At 33.0% G+C, this 21,483-nt stretch carries 14 protein-coding genes; 8 read left to right on the forward strand and 6 right to left on the reverse strand.

Annotated features, from left to right (window positions below; translation table 11 throughout):
- Window positions 1-146 precede the first annotated feature (146 nt).
- Both EM932_RS14220 and EM932_RS14225 read right to left on the reverse strand, forming a co-directional pair.
- Entirely contained in the window at window positions 147-3,809 is a 3,663-nt protein-coding gene (locus tag EM932_RS14220; protein ID WP_135877862.1) for a T9SS type A sorting domain-containing protein, read from the reverse strand.
- 169 nt (window positions 3,810-3,978) lie between these two features.
- Window positions 3,979-5,745, reverse strand: coding sequence for an ABC transporter ATP-binding protein (locus tag EM932_RS14225; protein ID WP_135877863.1), 1,767 nt, complete (start codon window positions 5,743-5,745; stop codon window positions 3,979-3,981).
- Window positions 5,746-5,926: 181 nt separating this feature from the next.
- Here EM932_RS14225 and EM932_RS14230 point away from each other — a divergent pair, with 181 nt between their 5' ends.
- The 8 genes from EM932_RS14230 (at window position 5,927) to EM932_RS14265 (ending at window position 15,864) form a co-directional block, all read left to right on the forward strand.
- A complete protein-coding gene (locus EM932_RS14230) occupies window positions 5,927-6,403 on the forward strand; it encodes a DUF1572 domain-containing protein (RefSeq protein WP_135877864.1) in 477 nt (158 codons plus the stop codon).
- Window positions 6,404-6,554: 151 nt separating this feature from the next.
- Window positions 6,555-8,777 (forward strand): ATP-binding protein, encoded by a 2,223-nt coding sequence (locus tag EM932_RS14235; RefSeq protein WP_135877865.1) that lies wholly within the window; start codon window positions 6,555-6,557, stop codon window positions 8,775-8,777.
- Window positions 8,778-8,978: 201 nt separating this feature from the next.
- A complete protein-coding gene (locus EM932_RS14240) occupies window positions 8,979-9,662 on the forward strand; it encodes a DEAD/DEAH box helicase (RefSeq protein ID WP_135877866.1) in 684 nt (227 codons plus the stop codon).
- Between the two features lie 73 nt (window positions 9,663-9,735).
- Window positions 9,736-10,512, forward strand: a complete 777-nt coding sequence (locus EM932_RS14245) for a hypothetical protein (protein WP_135877867.1) — start codon at window positions 9,736-9,738, stop codon at window positions 10,510-10,512.
- 169 nt (window positions 10,513-10,681) lie between these two features.
- Window positions 10,682-12,430 carry a glycoside hydrolase family 43 protein gene (locus EM932_RS14250; RefSeq protein ID WP_135877868.1) on the forward strand — a complete coding sequence of 583 codons (1,749 nt, stop codon included), beginning with the start codon at window positions 10,682-10,684 and terminating at the stop codon, window positions 12,428-12,430.
- 206 nt (window positions 12,431-12,636) lie between these two features.
- A complete protein-coding gene (locus tag EM932_RS14255; RefSeq protein ID WP_135877869.1) occupies window positions 12,637-13,251 on the forward strand; it encodes a fumarylacetoacetate hydrolase family protein in 615 nt (204 codons plus the stop codon).
- Window positions 13,252-13,281: 30 nt separating this feature from the next.
- Window positions 13,282-15,198, forward strand: coding sequence for a DUF294 nucleotidyltransferase-like domain-containing protein (locus tag EM932_RS14260; protein WP_135877870.1), 1,917 nt, complete (start codon window positions 13,282-13,284; stop codon window positions 15,196-15,198).
- On the forward strand, window positions 15,199-15,864 hold the full coding sequence (locus EM932_RS14265; RefSeq protein ID WP_135877871.1) for a 3'-5' exonuclease: 666 nt from the start codon (window positions 15,199-15,201) through the stop codon (window positions 15,862-15,864).
- Between the two features lie 48 nt (window positions 15,865-15,912).
- On the opposite strand, the gene acs is transcribed toward EM932_RS14265, so the two are convergent.
- The 4 genes from acs to EM932_RS14285 all read right to left on the reverse strand — a co-directional run bounded on the left by acs (window position 15,913) and on the right by EM932_RS14285 (window position 21,384).
- Window positions 15,913-17,820, reverse strand: a complete 1,908-nt coding sequence (acs, locus tag EM932_RS14270; protein WP_135877872.1) for an acetate--CoA ligase — start codon at window positions 17,818-17,820, stop codon at window positions 15,913-15,915.
- Window positions 17,821-17,933: 113 nt separating this feature from the next.
- The gene (locus EM932_RS14275) at window positions 17,934-19,661 is read right to left on the reverse strand and encodes a sodium:solute symporter family protein (protein WP_246041076.1); all 1,728 of its coding nucleotides are present in this window, start codon (window positions 19,659-19,661) and stop codon (window positions 17,934-17,936) included.
- Window positions 19,651-19,908 carry a DUF4212 domain-containing protein gene (locus tag EM932_RS14280; RefSeq protein ID WP_135877873.1) on the reverse strand — a complete coding sequence of 86 codons (258 nt, stop codon included), beginning with the start codon at window positions 19,906-19,908 and terminating at the stop codon, window positions 19,651-19,653. Before EM932_RS14280 ends, EM932_RS14275 begins: the two co-directional genes overlap by 11 nt.
- A gap of 102 nt (window positions 19,909-20,010) precedes the next feature.
- A complete protein-coding gene (locus EM932_RS14285) occupies window positions 20,011-21,384 on the reverse strand; it encodes an alanine/glycine:cation symporter family protein (protein ID WP_135877874.1) in 1,374 nt (457 codons plus the stop codon).
- Between the last annotated feature and the right edge of the window lie 99 nt (window positions 21,385-21,483).

Genomic DNA, 21,483 nt, shown 5'->3' on the forward strand with positions numbered 1-21,483 from the left:
AGTCTGGGATGTAGGTTATTAAAGAAATAGGGCAAAAAAAAATCGGAACTCAGATTTGTTCCGTAGGCTTTTATTGCAATAAAATAACATAATAATGCCTTTTTATTTGGTTTTTAACATAGAAACTCACGTTAATTAAATAAATTTTATCTTTTTATTACCTTATAGTTAAAAGATGCTGTTGCTGTTTTTAGCTTTATCAAATAAATTCCAGGTGCAATATTATCTGAGTTAAAAGTTACTTTACCATTATTAACCCTATAATTTTTATTCTTTAGTTGTCGTCCACTCATTGTATATATCTCCAAATCAATGTTTTCAACCAATCTATCTCCTATTTTAATTGTAACATCTCCTTTTCCTACTGGGTTAGGATAAATTTTCATCCTTGATCCTGAACCTATTATAATATTCTCCTCATAAATACCCTGGCAATCCTTATCTGTTTTTATCACTAGTCTATTTTCTGAGGCTGATAAGGGGAAGGTCACTTCTGATTGATTGGTTTTATAAATCACATCATTAAGTATAATATTATAACGAACACCGCCTTCTAAAGCCAGTGATACCGACTTTCCTGAAGAACTAACTTTTGATGTAACTTTTAGGTCTTCTGGTTCTGATATTTCAATTAAATAATAAGTAGATTCATAATCTGGTTCATCATTAACCTGAATATATAACTCATAAGATCCTGTTGCTAAATTATTGAACGATACAATACCTGTAAAACCCTTGGATTCGCTAACACCATTCCCAGATAATACTGCAGTATAGTTAAATGTTTCTTTCGCCGTGATTTCAATGCTTCCATTATTTTTAATCGCACAGGTTTCTCCTGTCACTTTTATTGAAAAGTTATCAAAGGCTAATGTAAATACTGGACAGCCTTCTTGATCTACGACAGTCCCTGCTGGTGTATTAGGACATTTATCATCTTTGTTAAGCACACCATCTTGATCTAAGTCATCGCAATTAGGAGTGACACAGCCTTTGTCTTCTAAAGAGATATCATCTAAATACCCCTCTGAGTTATTATTTGGTGAAAAAAAGTATACGACTACACTTGTATCGGTAGCTCCCGTTGTGAAATTTAATGTTTTTTCTTCAAAAGTGGTATTTCTTACTCCAACCGATACTGCGGTAAATCCGCCATCTTTAACTCCAAAGTTAATATTATCGGTACCTAAGTTTTTTGCAAAGGCCTTAAGTTCGTATTTCGTATTTGGGTATAACCCTGTAATCTTAGCACTTGCAGAACCATTACCCTTAACCATCAAACTATAATTACTCTGGTAAGCATGATTTCTTTGGACTTCTTTTACAGCTGCACCGAAGCCTCCTGTCCATAAACCTATACCATTTTCAAAACATTCATTATAAACACCTATGGTTGAACAAATGGCTTCATCAATAAGCTCAAAAAAAAAATCGTCTTTTAACAAATTTTGAGAGGCATCACCTCCAACTGGTCTAAGAACTGCCGTTACTTTATAATTAACACCTTTTTCTGGTGCTGGGTTAGTAGTTAATGTAAAGGTTTCTGTTCCTAAACCTGGTACCAATGTTTTTTTGGTTGAGGTTAATAAGGATCCATCTGGCTTATAAAGGCTAACGATAAAATCTCTTGAGTTACTTATTTGATATACTACATCAAAATCTAAACTTGTTGATGTAAACACTAAATCCTCTATAGCACCTAGCTTCATAGTTTCTGTTGCGGGGTCTTTTTGTAATGTAAAGTTTACTGCTCCTGAAACGGTATGATTAATTTCTATAGTCAATTCTTTTTTTGTAGCATCCCACTCATAACGCTCTATAGCCTCAATTTCATCACATCTAATATTGGGTCTTGAGGTGCATTTAAATTTAAGGATTGATGGGTAAGCAGGTAAAGCATATGCCCCCCCTCTTTTTACTTGACTATTAGGAACATATGCATTAACTTGAAATAATACTGAATCTCCTGCATCGGGCTTTATCTTTCCTATAATATAGCTCATTAAGTCTATATCTCCAGACATGGTTTCTATTCCAGCATGATTAATATCTAAACTATAGCTTTGTTTGACATCGTGATTTTCTAAGGTGTTAAATACAAAAATAGACTTGTCAATAATTCTTGCATAGGCTTCATTTGTACTGGCAGGGTAATGAATATTTAAATTGGCATTGGCCTTTGCCTGGGTATCTAGGTCTGAGATTTTAACAACATCTAAACTCTGACCATTAATTATTGGTGCAGGCTCTGAGGATCTTGGTAAAAATGGAATACCTGATGGATAACGATCGGTATTAGGAATCATCTCTAAATAAGCACTTTGTTGTAAAGAAAAACCCTGGTTATTGGAGATGGTTTCTGTATAAGGCGCTAGCGTTGTAATACCATAGGTTGAACGAAGAAAATCACCCCAGATATTACCTGGCAAATACGTTAACTTTGGCAAAGTACTATCAAGCTTTCCTGAGTTAATTTCAGTATCTACGATAACTTTAAAGTTATTTTTTATCGCGTCTTCTGATGGTATTAATTTTTCACCGATAACAAAATCTAAAAACGGCTCTAAATACCTATAGTAATGATCGGTAGGCATACCAGTAAATTTATCATATTGCTCATCCTGCTCAATAGTAAACACGGTAGAACCATAGGTAATACCATAAATAAACTGTTTTATATTTTGCATATAAGCATGGTACTTTGTTTTACTACCTAAAGCATGACCTCCTAATACCCAATCGGCAAGTTCAAATTCGTTGACTTGACCAAACTTTTCCCAACACCAGGCATCAGACCAAATCCCTATGTTTTTAATCATTCCTGATAGTTTCATACCCTGAAGCGTACTTACATTGGTATATGCACCCCATGGATCTGTGGTTTTATATTGTGCCAGTAAATAATCGCCATAATTTATAGATTTATATAAATCAAAATTTTCATATGCAAAGAGTTGCCATTTGGCTACTTTATGATTCATATCACCATAAGAAAACACCTTTCCATATTTACGACAAAGCTCTAATGCGCCTTCTAATTGTGACCTATGTTGTTCTAAATAAAAATAACCATAAAAACGTTCTGATGTAGCAGCACCAACACAGTTAGGTAACTCTTTAAATACCTGCTCTAATTCTGCTAGTATGGTTACTCTACCTTTATCAATTAAACCATCACTTGTACCTCCTATATCAAAAAGAAATTTGTATCCTAGATTATCAAAAAGTCTGGAGTATTCTAATAAATCTTCTCCTTGTGTATTGATATCAAAAGACTGTCCTATATCTATAATGACATACTCTTTAAGATGGTCTGGCACCATTTGTTTTAATAATGCAGCTGGGTCTGGAGAATTAAGAACCCTTCTACTATTGCCTATTCTAAAATGAAAAAACGGCTTTTCCGGACTAATTACGGTTTGTACTGGTGTTGAGAACTTGTCATCATTAACAATAATGGTACGGGTTTCACTAAAGGTCGTACTGCCATCGTCAGTGACTCTCCAGTACCACGTACCTGCATCTAACAAAAACTTTAATTCAGGTACATTTTTTCCTAATCGGGTATGAAAATAAACAAAATTTCTGTGTCTGTATTTTATAGTTTGTTCTTGTTTTATTACTCCTGTAGCAAAAGTTGGATCTTTGGATACCTGCAACTCGTAGGGCCCATCAGTTGTAGATTTAACTTTAAAAGACACGGCTATATCGGTTAATTCTGCATTATTTTCAGGAAACAATAATGTAACTTGGGCAAAAGATCCTGTATATAATAACAGAAATAAAATGTAAGTAAGTTTTTTTTTCATTAGTTAAGTTCTTTTTATTTCAAAAATATATAAGAATGTCTAATGAGTAGGATAATAATGTCCTTAATAATACAAGATATGTGTTTTAATGAATAAGCCTACTTCTTTTAAAAAATACCTTTAAACCCAAATTATGTTACAGCGCTTAAAGATGTATTTTGAATCTGGATTAAATCTTAGCCTGATACGTATATAAATCATAATATCGCCCCTTTAAAGCAATCAATTCATCATGAGTACCGCGCTCTACAATACGTCCCGCTTCTATAACTAAAATTTGGTCTGCTTTTCTAATAGTACTCAATCTATGAGCGATTACAATGGTGGTTCTGTTCTTAACTAACTCTCCTAAACTTTTTTGTATTAAAGCTTCACTCTCTGTATCTAAACTAGACGTCGCTTCATCTAAAATAATAATCTTTGGATCTGCTAAAATAGCACGTGCAATAGCCAATCGTTGTCGCTGACCTCCAGATAATTTCACGCCTCTTTCTCCAATTAAGGTTTCTAAACCATCCTCAAAACGATCTGTGAATTCATTTACATATGCTGCTTTTACCGCATTCTCTAATTCAGACTCTGTGGCATCTGGTCTTGGAAACATGATATTTTCTCTAATGGTTCCTTCAAATAAAAACTCATCTTGTAAAACCACACCTAAATATTGCCGATACGTATTTAATTTTACTTTAGATAAATCTTGATCATCTATAGTGACTTTACCCGATTTCGGATTTAAAAACGTTGCAGATAAACCTGCAATGGTAGATTTTCCGGAGCCTGAACTTCCTACTAAAGCAGTTGTAGAACCTGCTAATGCCTTGAAATTTATATGGTGCAATACGTCTTTACCTTCTTCATAGGAAAAAGATACATCGTCAAAAACAATTTCTCCTTTAAGAGTTTCGAGCGCAATGGTTCGCTCTTTATTATCCTCTTCAGCAGTCATATTCATTAGTTCTTCCGTCCTATCTAAACCAGCTAAAGCTTCCGTTAACTGGCTTCCTATATTACTCATTTGTACAATGGGAGCAATCATAAACCCTAAAATAAGCGTGAAGAATAAAAATTCTCCAGAAGTCATTTCACCATGTATCATATAATATCCACCAATTGCCATAATTCCTGTGGTAGCAACGCCTATTAAAAAAGTTGAAGAACTGGTCATTAAAGCAGTAGCTGTTAAACTCTTTTTTACATTCTGGAATAGTTTATCAACACCTTTTTCAAAAGTCTTGTTTTCTTGTGCTTCGGCATTAAACGCCTTAATTACGCGAACCCCTGCTAAAGTTTCGGTTAACCTGCCCTTAACTTCTGCATTTATTTTACCTCGTTTTCTAAAAATGGGGCGAATATATTTAAAGGCTCTAAGTGCAATATATCCGAATATAGAAAGTGGTACAAATACAAAAAGCGTCATCCATGGATTTAATTTTATTAAAATAATCAAAGACACTATGGCCGTAAAGGTTCCTCCCACTAACTGAACCAGACCTGTACCAATAAGATTTCTAACGCCTTCAACATCACTCATAATACGAGATACCAAAGCACCTGATTTGGTATTATCAAAAAAACTAATAGGTAATGAGAGTACTTTTTTCTGTACCTGTGCACGTAATTCACTAATTAAATACTGTGCCTGTACACTCAAAATACGTGTAAGCAAAAAAGATGTAAGCGATTGCAATAAAATAGCACCTAAAACAATAGCTATTAAATTGTATAACAGATCAATATCTCTATTTGGTACCACCTCATCTAACAATACTTTACTTTGCCATGGCAAAATTAAACCAGCTAAACTTCTAATAACTATTAAAATTAAACCAATAAAAACTAAATTACGTCGTGGCCAAATAATAGTTTTAAAGGCTTGCGCCATGGTTACTTTATTTTTGACTTTTTTTCCCGGATTATTTTTGAGGTGTTGCATCGAAATGATTTTAACCAATAAGGTAGTTTGTAAAATTAACTAATCTTTATCACGATTCATATTAATAACATTTAATTTAAATACACTACAGAGGTAAAAGATTTATTATATTAGTGGTTATATATTGGAGATGCTATTACATGTACCTCTTTGTTGTATGCAATATGGCCAAACTACTATAATGAATGAAAAAGCCGAACAATTAGCCAATCGATTTAGGGAAGTAATTCTAAATGGAACTTGGATCGCAAACACTAATTATAAAGACCAATTAGAAAATTTAGATTGGGATATTGCAATATCAAAATTTGAATCATTGAATACCATTTCAATACTGGCTCAACACATCCATTACTATGTTAACGGAATCAAAAATGTATTTAATGGAGGAAATCTTGAAATAAGAGACAAATACAGCTTTAACTTTCCTACCATAAAATCAGAAAACGAATGGAAAGCATTCTTATCTAAATTTTGGAATGATGCGGAAAATCTAGCTGAATTAATAGAGCAATTACCTAACGAAAAATTGAGCCAAAACTTTGTGGATGACAAATATGGAACCTATCAAAGAAATATTGATGGAATGATTGAACATAGCTATTATCATCTTGGACAAATTTTATTGATAAAGAAGATAATATTAAAGAATAAATAAAAAGCCGACTTAAGATGGGTATAATTAATTACTGATTCTATGTTTACTTACAAAAATTCTCGTGGATTTTCTATCATAGTTTTATCTTTTAAACCAGTTGCTTATACACATGAATCACAATTTATCAAACAAAAAGACAATTGAAATATAAATGAATGAACATAAAAAACTTTTGTCTTGTTGGCATAAATTAGAACATTTTAGTCCCGCTCCTGCTCCAAAAGGGAAAAATATTGGACTACTTAATAAAAAAGAACCTTGGAAAATTCCTTTAAAATCTAAAGCCCCAAATAAAACTCTTGAATATACAATTTACTTAGGCGTATTTGATTCTTCTGTTGTAAATGATTTTGTAAAAGAATATTTTAAAGACAGCAAAAAAAATGAAAATTTTAGAAGTTCAAAAATTTGTTTTGCGTCTTTAAAATTGGATATTGAGGGCAAATATATAAACGAATCACTAGGGATATCTACCTTGCCTTGGGCTTTAAATCAATTAGAAAATAATAAAATTAAAAGTAATGATTGGGAAGAAGGCTTTAAAAAAATTAAAGACAGTTTAGAAGAGTACCTAGAATTAAATTTTAAAGAAACAATTACTAATTCAGAAAATGAAATTATTAAAGTTTCGACCATAGTTAGTTATAATCAACTAATAAAATTCCAAGATAAAATTGAATCTCTTTGTAATTGGAGTATCAAACCTTCCAAAGAAATTTACGTTAAAAGGATTGAGAAACTCAAGCCACAAAAAAATAAAGAGACTAAGCCTACAATTGATATCCTGAACAGTTTTTATATAAAAGACATAGAAAAAATAATTTCTAGTTACAACATAAAATCAAACCCAAAAGCTTTTAGTCAATACTTAGATGGTAACTTAGGTAAACAGTCAAAACGGATAAATATTTCTAAAAACACAGAAGAATTAAAAAACAATTTAACTCCAAATAATTATCCAGACGGTTGTTGGCCTTCAGAATACACGTTAAGTTTAATGCAACAATTCGCAGTAAATAATATTTTTAATAAGCTATCTGAAAGTAACCAAGAAGGTATGTTTTCAGTGAATGGTCCTCCAGGTACTGGAAAAACAACTTTATTAAGAGACATTATTGCTCCTATAATAGTAAAACGAGGTAAAGAACTGGCAAAAATCGAGAAGCCCTCAGATGCTTTTAATAAAGTTGGTTCATTAGAAATTAATGAGAATTACTCTCCATGGCTTTATGAACCTATCAAATCCATAACTAACGCTGGAATTGTTATTGCTTCGTCTAATAACGGAGCAGTTGAAAATATATCAAAAGAATTACCTTTAAAAAAAGAAGTTTCAGAACAATACAATTCAGATATAGCTTATTTTAAAGCAGTTGCAGAAAATTGTATAAATAAAGGAAACTGGGGATTAATTTCTGCTGTTTTAGGGAATAAACAAAATAGAAATAATTTAGTAAATAGTTTATGGTTCAACAAGGACTTTAAGGACTTACAAAATACTCTAAAAGAAGATAAAATTTATGATAATTCTGAGTGGAATATTATAAAAACTTCATTCAATGCTAAAATAAATGAAATTTCAGCAGAAAAGGAAAGGTTGAACTCCTTAAAAAAAGATTATGATGACTATGTTTTTACAAAAAAATCACTTTTAAAGATAACTCAGAAAATAGAAAATATTGAAAAAGATTATATAGGTTCAAATGATAAATTCAAGAATCAAAAAAACAAAGTTTCTAAGTTAAATAAAAGTAAACAAGAGATAATTAATGAACTGTCAATAATAAAAAGTAGCAAACCAAACCTCTTTACCTATTTGTTCAATAAAAATAAGCGAAAAGCTTACAAGAAAGCATTAGAAAATGCATTAAACATATACAATCAAATCTCTGACAAATTAAATATTGAGAACCCTGTTTTATCAAAAATACAATCAATTTTTAACCATTTAAAAACATTATTAAAAAAACACCAAAAGGAAAAAACTAATTTAACTGATAAGCTAGAAAATTTAAAAATCAAAATAGGTCAAGCAAAATTAGAATTAAAAAATAATTATGCAGATAGAGAGTATTGGGAGAAAATAGAATCCAAGAAATCACAAGAATCCTGTCCTTGGTATTCTGAAAAGTTAAAGAAATTACAATCAGAATTATTTTTAATTGCATTAAAGTTAAATGAAGTATTTATCCTAACTGCAAATTCAACTTCAAGTCAAATATCAACCACTCTTGCCGGTTTTTTTGAATACTTGAAAGGAGAAAATAAGGCCAATAAAAAAGAAATAAAAGCTATGTGGAATACATTTTTCCTTGTAATTCCTGTTATTTCTTCAACATTTGCTTCAGTTCAAACAATGTTCAAAGATTTATAAAAAGAAGATATTCCTTGGTTATTTATTGATGAAGCAGGTCAAGCAATTCCTCAAGCTGCTGCAGGTTCAATTTGGCGAGCAAAACGAGTTGGTGTAGTTGGTGACCCATTTCAAATAGAACCAGTTGTAACAATTCCCGATTCTATCACTGATAATATTAGTAAACATTTTGATTTAGATAACAATCAAATAAATTCTGAATTGTCTGTACAATCAATGGCCGATAGAATTAATCCCTTAGGTTCTTATTTGACAATAAACAGTAAAAAAGAATGGATTGGAATTCCATTAAGAGTTCACAGAAGATGTATTAGTCCAATGTTCGAAATATCAAACAACATTGCATATGACAATACAATGTATTGCTCTACTCCAAGTCCAAAAAGTGTTAATATAAATTTTCAAACATCATTTATTCATTGTAAAGGACATGTAGAAGGAAGACATTTTGTGCAAGAACAAGCAGAAAAAGTAAAAGAGATATTGATAAATGAAATTAATATTAATAAAAATCTACCTGATGTTTTTGTAATCACTCCTTTTAGAGAAATAGGCTATTTACTTAATTCGTTTCTTTTTAAACATTTAATAAATGAAGTAAAAAAACACAAAGAAATTGATAGTTCTGAGATGGGTGATTGGTTAAAAAGTCATATTGGAACTGTTCATACTTTCCAAGGGAAACAAGCAGAAGGAGTAATTTTATGCCTAGGTTTAGATGAAATAACCAAAGGGGCTGCTAACTGGGCTTCACAAAAACCTAATTTATTAAATGTAGCAATTACCAGAGCTAAATACAGATTTATAGCCATTGGGGATAAAGAAATATGGTTGAAGCAAGCCTATTTTAATCAATTAAGTAAACTAAATACAGAAGTACAATAACAGGTTAAGCAGAAATGTATTTCTGGTAGCTTTTCAAAAGAAAATCAATTATAGTATATAATAATCACAAAAAATGAGAAGAAGACACTTATTTGAATTTGAAGACCAAAAATGGTTTCCTACATTTTTGAGAAACTATGGAACCGATTTTTTGCAATTCTTATCTAATAAGACCAAAATGTATAAAGCCATTATTCCAATTATAAAAAAAGGGCTTCAAAAAAGCAAAACAAATCAAATAGTTGATCTAGGTTCTGGAGGTGGCGGCGGACTCATTTGGTTAAATTCAGAATTAAAAAAAGACATTCCTAACCTAGAAATAACCCTCACAGATTTTTATCCTAATATTCCAGCATTTCAATTCACAAAAAAACAAGCCGACAATTTTAAATATATAGATAACCCTGTGGATGCAAGAGAGGTACCAATAGAATTGAAAGGGTTAAGAACACAGTTTTTGTCTTTACACCATTTTAGGCCAAATGATGCAAAACAGATTTTACAAAATACTATTAATTCCAACAGTTCAATTGCTGTTTTTGAAGCACAGGAAAGAAGTTTCCCAAGTCTTTTAGCTATGCTATTTTCACCATTAAGTGTTCTCTTTACAACGCCTTTCATCAAACCATTTAAAATCGGTCGGATTGTATTCACTTATTTAATTCCAATTGTTCCTTTATTTGTATTATGGGATGGGCTTGTTTCATCACTTAGAACATATTCTGTAAAAGAAATGAATGCGCTTGTTAAAAGTTTAAATGGCACTGAAAATTATGACTGGGAAATTGGTAAAGTGAAATCGGGACCAGGCGTTATACTATATTTATTAGGAACAAAAAAAGAACGATAAATAATTAATCCTATAAATTATAACTAGGGTCCTTAATAAAGAATTTCGGTTTTCACGGGAATGACAACTTCAACGGAAACCCCGAGGCAAACCTCGGAGAATTCTTTTCTATTAAACAAATAGTTTTTTATCTTAGAGCCTCTAAACTTATGCATAAAAACCCCAACAGATGAAACTTAATCGATTATTAAAACCTCTTTTTATCTTGCTAATGGTACTCTTATCTGCATGTCGAAAAGAACCAAAAGCAAAGCATACTGAAACGTCTCAAACTATATATAAAAACCCAATAATCACTGCAGACTTTTCCGATCCTGATGTTATAAGGGTTGGGGAAGATTATTATATGACTGCTTCAAGTTTCAATATGGCTCCGGGGTTACCAATCCTACATTCTAAAGATCTGGTTAATTGGAAATTAATTGGGCATGGCATTCAACAAATACCTGATGCTCTTTTTGAATATAAAAATAGAAGTAAAGATCAACTGGATTATAACGTACCGCGTTTAGGCAAAGGCGTATTTGCACCTGCTATTCGTTATCATGATGGCTATTTTTGGATTTTTTGGGGAGATCCCGATGCAGGTATTTATCGGGTAAAAACGAAAGACCCTGCTGGCGAATGGAATAAACCTGTACTAGTCCAAAAGGCCTCTGGTTGGATTGATCCTTCTCCTATTTGGGACAAAGACACTGGTAAAGCATATCTAACACATGCACATGCTGCATCCCGGCGAGGTATTAATGGACGTATTGATGTATGGGAAATGAATTGGGAAGGGACAAAACTCATTGGTGATGCTGTTACTGTATTTGACGCTAAGAATCCCGAAAAATTCCCAACCGAAAAATATCAAAGTGTCATAGAAGGCACTAAGTTTATGAAACGTGGAGAATGGTTTTATATATTATGTCCTGCTGGTGGTGTTGAATTTGGTTGGCAAACTGCTTTGCGTTCAAAAAACCCTAAAGGACCGTACGAAATTCGAACTATATGCGAACCTGATGATACTGGCATAAATGGCCCACATCAGGGAGGCTTGGTCGAATCTCATATAGGAGAATGGTGGTTTATTCATTTTCAGTCTGTTGGTACTTTAGGACGTATTGCACGATTAGAACCTGCACATTGGACAAAAGACGATTGGCCAGTAATAGGAGTTGATAGCAATAATGATGGTATTGGAAACCCCGTAGCAACTTACACGACTCCGCTCCCTATAGTGCCATTTAAATTGCAAACCTCTGACGATTTTAGTTCTGAAACACTTGGGTTACAATGGCAATGGCCTGCAAACCCGCAAAAGAAATGGTATAAAATTGAAGACGGAAAGTTAATTTTACCGGCTCTTTTTTCTGCAAACCAAAAATTGGAGCGCGTACCACAAGTATTAACTCAAATGTTTCCTGATTTCAATTTTTCTGCAACAGTAAAAATGGGTCCTTCAGAATATAGAGGAATAAGAGCTGGTTTAGCTTCATTAGGTCGAAAATCATTCGATATTGGTTTAGAAAAAATACAAGACACTATGAAAGTATCCATGCGTTTTGGCACACAAACCTTAAGTTCTACAACGATCACAGGTACCGATTTTTGGTTACGATTAGATACTAATGGAGAACTTCCTACTCCCTTAAAGTATCGAGTGAAACTATCAAAAGAGGAAAAAGAAACACGAAAAGCCATACTTCAAGATTACCAACTAAAGGATTTAGATTATTATGGCAATGGTATAATTCATGGGCAATTTTTGTTTAGTACTAATGGAAAAGACTTCACCAGATTAGGTCCTGAATTTGAAGTACGTTCTGGCTCATGGATTGGAGCTCGTATCGGGTTATATTGCCTTCAAAAGGATACAAATAAACCACCAGGCCAAATAAGTTTTGATGAGATTGTCTTTGACATTAAATAATTTAAATAGAATTGGTATAACTCTAAATTTAAAAAAGTATTATTAAATAAACATCTTGAATCAGGGCTGGCTCAATTAAGATACGAACAGATACAAAATTAGTCTGGAAAAGCTCAAATATTTACTTATAAAACTTCGGAGTAGTCTGCTTAATTTATTACTTTTATTGTCTTTAATAAACATCAAATAATAAAAAAGAAAAGAAGATGAAAGTAATAGGCATTGGTAAAAACTACGTAAGTGATAAGTCTGAAATTAAGGGCATTAAAAACGGGTCTCAATTAATATTTACAAAACCAGAAAGTTCTTTGGTAACTAATAATAAGGATGTTGTATTTCCATCTATTACAAACGAATTGATTTATGAAGTCGAATTAGTAGTTAAAATTGGTAAAACAGGAAAAGATATTACTATAGAAAATGCAGCATCTTACATCTCCGAAATGGCTGTTGGTATAGATTATACTGCAAAAGATGTGCTTACTGCAAGTAGAGCTAATAAAGGTCCGTGGGCTTTGGCTAAGGGTTTTGACGGTGCCTCACCAATATCTAGTTTTAAACCTATTTCAAACTTCCCAGAACTTAATAATATCAATTTTGATTTAGTCATTAATGGCGAACAAAAACAAGTTGGTAATACCGATTTTATGATTTACAATTTTAGTGAGATTATCAGTTTTGTTTCCAATTTTATGACTTTAGTTCCAGGAGATTTAATTTTTACTGGAACACCAGCTGTTGGTATTGGTCAAATTTATAAAGGAGATCACTTGCAAGCCTCTATTGAAGGGGAACTATTACTAGATTTTAAAATGATTTAAAAACCATAGCTCCAAAAACAAGAGCGTATTATGAAGAATTCTATAGCTGAACGGGTTGGTGATTTTTTAAAGGGTTACCCTCCTTTTAATATGCTTTCAAATAAAACGTTGTTAAAAATAGCTACAGAAGTTACTATAACTTATTTAGAAAAAGGAGACACTATATTCAAAAAGGATGATACTTGGCATGATAGTTTTTATATTGTGAGAAATGGTGCCATAAGTCTTTATTACAGTAACGGCGATGTTAAGGATATTATGAATATTCATGATACGGGTGATCTCTTTGGCTTACGTCCGCTTATAACAAAAGAGCCTTATAAACTTACTGCCACTGCCAATGAAGAATCTATAGTTTATGCCGTACCAATTTCTGTTTTTCAATCGGAAACAGATAATAACACTAAAGTTCAAAAATATTTAATAACCGCATTTGCATCCAATGCTTTTGACCCTTATACAGAAGAAGAAGCAGGTAAAATTTTTGTTGATTATTTACCCAATACGTCTCAGGATATGGTGAATTTTCAAACGGCTAATTATACAAAATCGCCCATTACTTGCTCTACAGAATCTTCTCTAAAAGACGCTGCAAAAAAAATGAGTGCGCATAAAATTGGTTGTATTGTGGTAGTCGATGATGAAAAAAAACCAGTTGGAATCATTACAAATAGTGACATTAAAAATAAAATAGCGACAGGTCTCTTTCCTATTGAAACCCCAGTAACAAATATTATGAATTCGCCTGTAATAACTGCTAAAAAAGGTTTAACAATTGCAGATGGCCAATTGCAAATGATAAAACGCAGCATTGGGCATTTATGTATTACTAAAGATGGCACTGATAATTCTAAACTTATTGGTGTTTTAACTCACCATGATGTTTTAGTAAATTTAGGTAATAACCCAACTGTTATACTTAAAGAAATAAAACGGGCAAAACGTACTAAAAAGTTACGGGCTGCCAGACTTAAAGGAAATGTTTTATTAAAAAGTTATATTGAGCAAAATATACCAATTACACACATTATAAATGTAATTTCTCAAATTAACGATGCGGTGACTATACGTGCTGTAGAATTAGCTCTTAAAAAAATGCCCACAGCTCCTCCAGTAACCTTTTCCTGGCTGGCATTAGGCAGTCAAGGGCGTAGAGAACAATTACTTTTTACCGATCAGGATAATGCCTTGGTTTTTGATGATGTCCCAGAAGAACAATATGAAAAAACACAAACCTATTTTTTAAAACTAGCTAAACTAGTTACTAAATCTTTAAATAAAATTGGATTTGAATATTGCGAAGCCGATATGATGGCAAGTAACCCAGAATGGTGTAAATCATTAACCGAATGGAAAAATCAGTTTACAAATTGGATTTTAAGCCCAGATGAAAAAGCCGTTTTGCTATCTTCCATATTTTTTGATTATAACCGTGTTTATGGAGATAAGCAATTAGTTGATGATCTTACGAATACTATTTTCTCTACTTTAGAAAAAACCGATTTGTTTTATAAATTTTTAGGGCGTGACGCCGTTAAAAGCCCTACTCCTCTTGGTTTTTTTAAGCAATTTTTAGTGGAGCAAAATGGAGATCAAAAAGAGCTTTTCAATATTAAAAGCAGAGCTTTAATGCCTCTCATTGACGCTGCAAGATTACTCATTTTAAGTAAACAAATAAGTGGTGTTAATAATACTTCAGAACGTTTTGAAAAATTAGCAGAACTAGAACCTAATAACAAAGAGTTACACGAATCTTGCTCTTATGCCTTTAAAGCCTTATCTAAATTTAAAACCAAACAAGGTCTGTTAGGCACAAATTCTGGTAAGTTTATTGATTTGGAAACCCTAACTAAAGAAGAAAAATTAAAACTTAGACGTTGTTTTAAGCCTATTCAAAAAATTCAGGAAGTTTTAAAAATCAGATTTGACTTAAAAAACTTTATGTAAATGATTTTTAAATGGTTTCGTAAAAATAAAAAGGATTATCCGGATTTTTGGTTAGATTATATTGATAGCTTTAAAAATGTTAATAAAAATTCAATTAAAGAAACCCGCTTTGTTGCTTTTGATACCGAAACAACTGGTTTTGATAAAAAAAATGATAGAATCCTCTCTATTGGTGCAGTGAGCTTTGTCGGTAAATCCATTCAAGTAAATAATAGCTTAGAACTCTATCTAGAGCAAGAAGTTTTTAACCCGGAAACAGTTAAGATTCATGGGTTAATGAAAAAAGGGTCTTTAGAAAAGGTAACCGAACTAGAAGCTATCAAGGCATTTTTAGCTTATGTGAAAAATGCTGTTTTAATAGCACATCATGCTAATTTTGATAAAAACATGATGAATGAAATGCTATCTAGAAATGGGCTTGGCAAACTAAAAAACAGATTCATCGACACAGGGTATTTATTCAATAAATCGAAACATATTATTTATCGTGAGAATTTAAAAGAACATTATACATTAGATGATTTATGCAATGAACTTAATGTGCCAAAAGTAGATAGACATACAGCTAATGGTGATGCCCTAATAACTGCTATTGTCTTTCTAAAAATTCTATCACGACTAGATAAACGAAAAAATTTAGAATGGGATTATTTATTGAAAAACTAGCTGTTTATAAATACAAACCTCATATGGATTATTTTATCGAAAACCCATTTAAAAAGCATTATCAATAATATCCTGAACCACTTCTGGGTTTAAAAGCGTACTTGTGTCCCCTAAATTACTAGTGTCTTTATGGGCAATTTTTCTTAAAATACGTCTCATAATTTTACCAGAGCGTGTTTTTGGTAACCCTTGAGTAAATTGAATTTTATCCAATTTAGCAATAGGTCCAATATGTTCGGTAATAATCTGATTAATTTCTTTGCGTAAATTATCCTGGTCTCTCGTTTCACCAACATCCTTTAAAATTACGTAACCATATAACGCATTTCCTTTTACATCATGTGGGAAACCTACAATTGCAGATTCTGCAACAGCAGGATGTTCATTAATGGCATCTTCTATTGGTGCTGTTCCTAAATTATGACCAGATACAATAATAACATCGTCTACACGTCCTGTAATTCGATAATAACCTACCTCATCACGTAAGGCACCATCACCAGTAAAATACTTGTTTTCGAAGGCTGAAAAATAGGTGTCTTTATAGCGTTGATGATTTCCCCAAATTGTACGTGCCATACTAGGCCACGGGAATTTTATACATAAGCGACCATCTACTTGATTGCCTTTTAATTCATCACCATTTTCATCCATCAAAGCTGGCTGAATGCCAATAAATGGTAAAGTAGCATAGGTAGGTTTTGTTGGTGTTACAAAAGGAATTGGGGTAATCATTATACCTCCGGTCTCGGTTTGCCACCAAGTATCCACTATCGGGCTTTTCTTTTTACCTATATTATCATTATACCAATGCCATGCTTCTTCGTTTATGGGCTCTCCTACAGATCCTAAAACTTTAAGCGACGACAAGTCGTATTTTTCAACCAACTCTAAACCTTGCTTGGCTAATGCACGAATAGCTGTTGGAGCTGTATAAAACTGATTGACTTTATGTTTTTCTACAATTTCCCAAAAACGTCCAAAATCCGGATAACTAGGCACCCCTTCAAACATAATTGTAGTTGCTCCATTAGCCAAAGGACCATAAACAATATAGCTATGTCCTGTAATCCAGCCTATATCCGCTGTACACCAATACACATCTTCTTCTTTATATTGAAATGCATTTTTAAATGAATACGCTGTATAAACCATATATCCAGCGGTAGTATGCACCATACCTTTTGGTTGTCCTGTTGAACCTGATGTATATAATATGAATAGTGGATCTTCGGCATTCATAACCTCAGCCTTACAATCAGTTGAAGCAGTATCTAAAAGCGGTTGTAACCATTTGTCGCGACCAGATATCATTTGTATGTCAGAGTGAATACGTTTCGCTACCAACACCGTTTCAACACAAGAACAATCATTTAAAGCTTCATCAACAATCCCTTTTAAGTCAATTGTTTTGGGGCCCCTGTAAGATCCGTCACTGGTAATAACCATTTTACAATCGCTATCATTAATTCTAGTTGACAATGCCGTTGCTGAAAAACCAGCAAATACTACCGAGTGAATAGCTCCTATTCTAGCACATGCTAAAACAGAAATAGCCAATTCAGGAATCATTGGTAAATAAATACATACCCGATCTCCCTTTTTAATACCTTGGTCTTTTAAGACATTGGCAAATTGATTGACACGCTGGTGTAATTGATTGAAAGTAATATGTTCAGCATCGTCTTTCGGATCATTAGGTTCAAATAAAATAGCTGTTTTATCTCCACGAGTGGATAAATGTCTATCAATACAGTTTTCTGTAATATTTAATTGAGCACCTTCAAACCATGTTACTTCTGGTTTAGAAAAATCCCAATTTAAAACACGGTCCCATTTTCGTTGCCATATAAAATGCTCTTCGGCAACTTCTTCCCAAAAATTTTCTGGTTCTCTTATTGATTTTCTGTAAACTTGATAATACTCTTCTAGATGTTTAATGTGATAATTACTCATATTACTTTTACCTGCTATTCTAAAAATTAATTTGCTGTCTAAAATAATAAAAATAATATCTAAATAACACATAATTCATACGAGTCACGTAGAATTATAGTCATACAATACATTTAATGAGTCGCTTGCCCTACTCCACTCGGAATTCTAATAGTTTCAACAATTTCCTGAACATCTTTTGGAGGTTTGGGTGTAAACGTCATAATAACTATAGATACTATAAAGTTTAAAATCATTGCTATGGTTCCAAAACCTTCTGGTGAAATACCAAACCACCACTCACTTTTATCAGGAAGCACCTCATCAAACCACCCCAATTTGTACTTAATCATATACAACAGCATAGTAGTAATACCAACCACCATACCTGCAATAGCGCCTTCTTTATTCATTCGTTTGTAAAAAATACCCAGAATAATAGCTGGAAAAAAGGATGCTGCTGCTAATCCAAATGCCAAGGCAACAACCGCCGCTACAAAACCTGGTGGATTAATCCCAAAATATCCTGCAATACAAACAGCTCCAACTGCCGATAAACGAGCAGCCACTAATTCTCCTTTTTCCGAAATTGAAGGTTTTAAAATCTTTTTAATTAAATCGTGAGATACAGAAGCAGAAATAACTAATAATAACCCTGCTGCAGTAGATAAAGCAGCTGCCAACCCTCCTGCTGCCACTAAAGCTATTACCCATTCTGGTAAGTTCGCAATTTCTGGGTTAGCCAGTACCATAATATCTCTATCAACTACTAATTCATTTTTAGCATTGTCTGCTACATATTGAATAATGCCATCATTATTTTTATCCGTAAACGTGATTAGTCCCGTAGTTTCCCATTTTTTAAACCATTCTGGTACGGTAGCATAGGGTTGATTCGATACGGTTTCAATCATGTTGGTTCTGGCAAAAACAGCTACTGCTGGTGCTGTTGTATATAAAACAACAATTAACAATAAAGCAATCCCTGCTGATTTACGAGCATCTTTAACTCGTTTTACCGTGAAAAAACGAACAATGACATGAGGCAAACCTGCTGTTCCTACCATTAAAGCTAAGGTTATAGCAAAAACATCAATTAAAGATTTAGAGCCTTCAGTATATTCGGCAAAACCAAGCTCGGTACTTAAACCATCTAATTTGTCTAACAAATAGGTTCCGGATCCATCTGCTAATTCACTACCAAATCCTAATTGTGGAATAGGATTTCCTGTCATTTGAATAGATATAAAAATAGCAGGAACCATAAAAGCAAAAATTAACACACAATATTGTGCTACTTGCGTATATGTGATTCCCTTCATGCCTCCTAAAACAGCATAGAATAACACGATTAGCATACCAATGATAACACCTGTATTAATATCAACTTCTAAAAAACGAGAAAACACAATACCAACACCTCTCATTTGCCCTGCAACATAAGTAAAGGATACCAATAAAGCACAAAACACAGCCACAAGTCGTGCTGTTTTTGAATAATACCGATCCCCTATAAAGTCTGGTACTGTAAACTTTCCGAATTTTCGTAAGTATGGTGCCAATAGTAATGCTAACAAAACGTAGCCACCTGTCCAACCCATTAAATAAACAGCACCATCATAACCTGCAAAGGATATAATACCGGCCATAGATATAAAAGATGCGGCACTCATCCAATCAGCAGCAGTTGCCATGCCGTTAGCTATCGGTGATACACCTCCACCGGCAACATAAAACTCTTTTGTAGAATTTGCTCTAGACCAAATAGCAATACTTATATATAGCGCAAACGTAATTCCGACTAAAATATAGGTCCAATTTTGAACTCCTAACGACTCAACTAGCATGATACTATTCGTCATAGCCATACTTTTTATCAAGTTTATTCATAAGACGAACATATACAAATATGAGTATAACAAACACATACATAGAACCTTGCTGTGCAAACCAAAAACCCAATTTAAAACCGCCTAATTTTATATTATTAAGCGCATCTTTAAACATAATTCCTGCACCATACGATACTAAGAACCATACCAATAATAATATAAGTACATACCTTATGTTTTCTTTCCAATAGGCTTTCGCATTATCTTTATTTGTCATATTTATGTGTTTAGTTGGTTTTTATGTTCTTATACTGTTAAAAAAGCTAAACTTAACATTATTAAGTGCCAACAGGCAGGTCCAGGGCAAAGCCTCGGAGAATTATTTTCGATTAACGCTTCTAATATAAGTTTTAATTTCTTTCACTACTCTTGGAGCCATTATTATGGTTGCTACCATAGTTGGAATTGCCATAAGAGCAAAAGTGCCATCAATTAAATTTAGCATCATACTAAAAGGCGTTGTAGCAGCTAATATGATACTTACAATATAAATATAATTATAATAATGCTTTTTCTCTGCACCTATTAAAAACGACATACATTTTGTGCCATAATAGGCATATGAAAATAATGAGGAAATACTAAAGATTAACACACAAAGCATTAATAAATATTTTCCATAACCAGGCATGGCAGAGGAAAATGCAGAAGCTGTTAAACTAACGCCATTATCAGACGTTGTTTCCCAAACACCCGTTACCAGAATAGCTAAAGCTGTAAGTGTACAGACGACCAGCGTATCTATAGCTGGCCCTAACATAGCTACCAAACCTTCACGTACCGGTTCATCTGTTTTTGCTGCACCATGCGCCATAGGAGCAGTACCTATACCCGCTTCATTTGAAAATGCACCACGGCGAATTCCTAACAAAACAAGTGCGCCAAGGACACCTCCTAAAAAAGGATCTCCTGTAAAATGATTAGCAGCAAAAGCGTCCGTAAAAATCATCATTAAATACTTAGGTACCACCTCGTAATTTGATATCAAAATATACAAAACCAATACGAAATACAACAATACCATTGAAGGGACCATCTTAGAAGCCGCATTACTAATACGTTGTAATCCTCCAAGAATAATAACCGAGGTTAGAGAAACTAAAACAAAAGCAATAATTAGATTAGTCTTTAAACCAACAGCAATACCATTTGGTATTAATATAATATCGTTTATAGCTTGTGTTAATTGATTCACATTAACAACAGGCAAAGCGCCAATCATACCAAAAAAACTAAACATAACTGCTAAAGGTTTCCAGTGTTTCCCAAGGCCTTCTATAATAAAATACATGGGTCCCCCTTGTAAATCACCTTTACTATCCTTACCACGATACATGATGGCTAATGTGGATGTAAAAAATTTGGTCGACATCCCTACAATAGCACTCACCCACATCCAAAACATAGCACCAGGACCACCAAAAGAAATTGCAACTGCCACGCCTGCTATATTCCCCATACCAATGGTTGAAGAAAGTGCTGTGGTCAACGCTTTAAAATGGCTAATTTGCCCAGGATCATTAGGATCATCGTATTTTCCTCTTAATACCTCAACGGCATGACCTATAAACCTAAATGGTAAAAATCTTGACAAAATTAAAAGGTACAACCCTCCTCCAATAAGTAATATTACCAAAGGCAATCCCCAGGCATAATCCGAAAAGGACTTAACTATTTGTTCTAATAGATTCATAATTGCTTATTAGTTCAACTCATAAATGTATTAAATAAACTTCAAGTTCAATTTAATAAACAATATTTTAAAACACGTTGGAAGTTTAATTATGAATAT

The sequence above is a fragment of the Flavivirga rizhaonensis genome (assembly GCF_004791695.1).
Taxonomy (GTDB): Bacteria; Bacteroidota; Bacteroidia; order Flavobacteriales; family Flavobacteriaceae; genus Flavivirga; species Flavivirga rizhaonensis.

Excerpts from the sequence above, each read along its gene's own strand:
- EM932_RS14220 (WP_135877862.1), bottom strand. The coding sequence starts at position 3,809 with ATGAAAAAAAAACTTACTTACATTTTATTTCTGTTATTATATACAGGA.
- EM932_RS14225 (WP_135877863.1), bottom strand. The coding sequence starts at position 5,745 with ATGCAACACCTCAAAAATAATCCGGGAAAAAAAGTCAAAAATAAAGTA.
- EM932_RS14230 (WP_135877864.1), top strand. The coding sequence starts at position 5,927 with ATGAATGAAAAAGCCGAACAATTAGCCAATCGATTTAGGGAAGTAATT.
- EM932_RS14235 (WP_135877865.1), top strand. The coding sequence starts at position 6,555 with ATGAATGAACATAAAAAACTTTTGTCTTGTTGGCATAAATTAGAACAT.
- EM932_RS14245 (WP_135877867.1), top strand. The coding sequence starts at position 9,736 with ATGAGAAGAAGACACTTATTTGAATTTGAAGACCAAAAATGGTTTCCT.
- EM932_RS14250 (WP_135877868.1), top strand. The coding sequence starts at position 10,682 with ATGAAACTTAATCGATTATTAAAACCTCTTTTTATCTTGCTAATGGTA.
- EM932_RS14255 (WP_135877869.1), top strand. The coding sequence starts at position 12,637 with ATGAAAGTAATAGGCATTGGTAAAAACTACGTAAGTGATAAGTCTGAA.
- EM932_RS14260 (WP_135877870.1), top strand. The coding sequence starts at position 13,282 with ATGAAGAATTCTATAGCTGAACGGGTTGGTGATTTTTTAAAGGGTTAC.
- EM932_RS14265 (WP_135877871.1), top strand. The coding sequence starts at position 15,199 with ATGATTTTTAAATGGTTTCGTAAAAATAAAAAGGATTATCCGGATTTT.
- acs (WP_135877872.1), bottom strand. The coding sequence starts at position 17,820 with ATGAGTAATTATCACATTAAACATCTAGAAGAGTATTATCAAGTTTAC.
- EM932_RS14275 (WP_246041076.1), bottom strand. The coding sequence starts at position 19,661 with ATGACGAATAGTATCATGCTAGTTGAGTCGTTAGGAGTTCAAAATTGG.
- EM932_RS14280 (WP_135877873.1), bottom strand. The coding sequence starts at position 19,908 with ATGACAAATAAAGATAATGCGAAAGCCTATTGGAAAGAAAACATAAGG.
- EM932_RS14285 (WP_135877874.1), bottom strand. The coding sequence starts at position 21,384 with ATGAATCTATTAGAACAAATAGTTAAGTCCTTTTCGGATTATGCCTGG.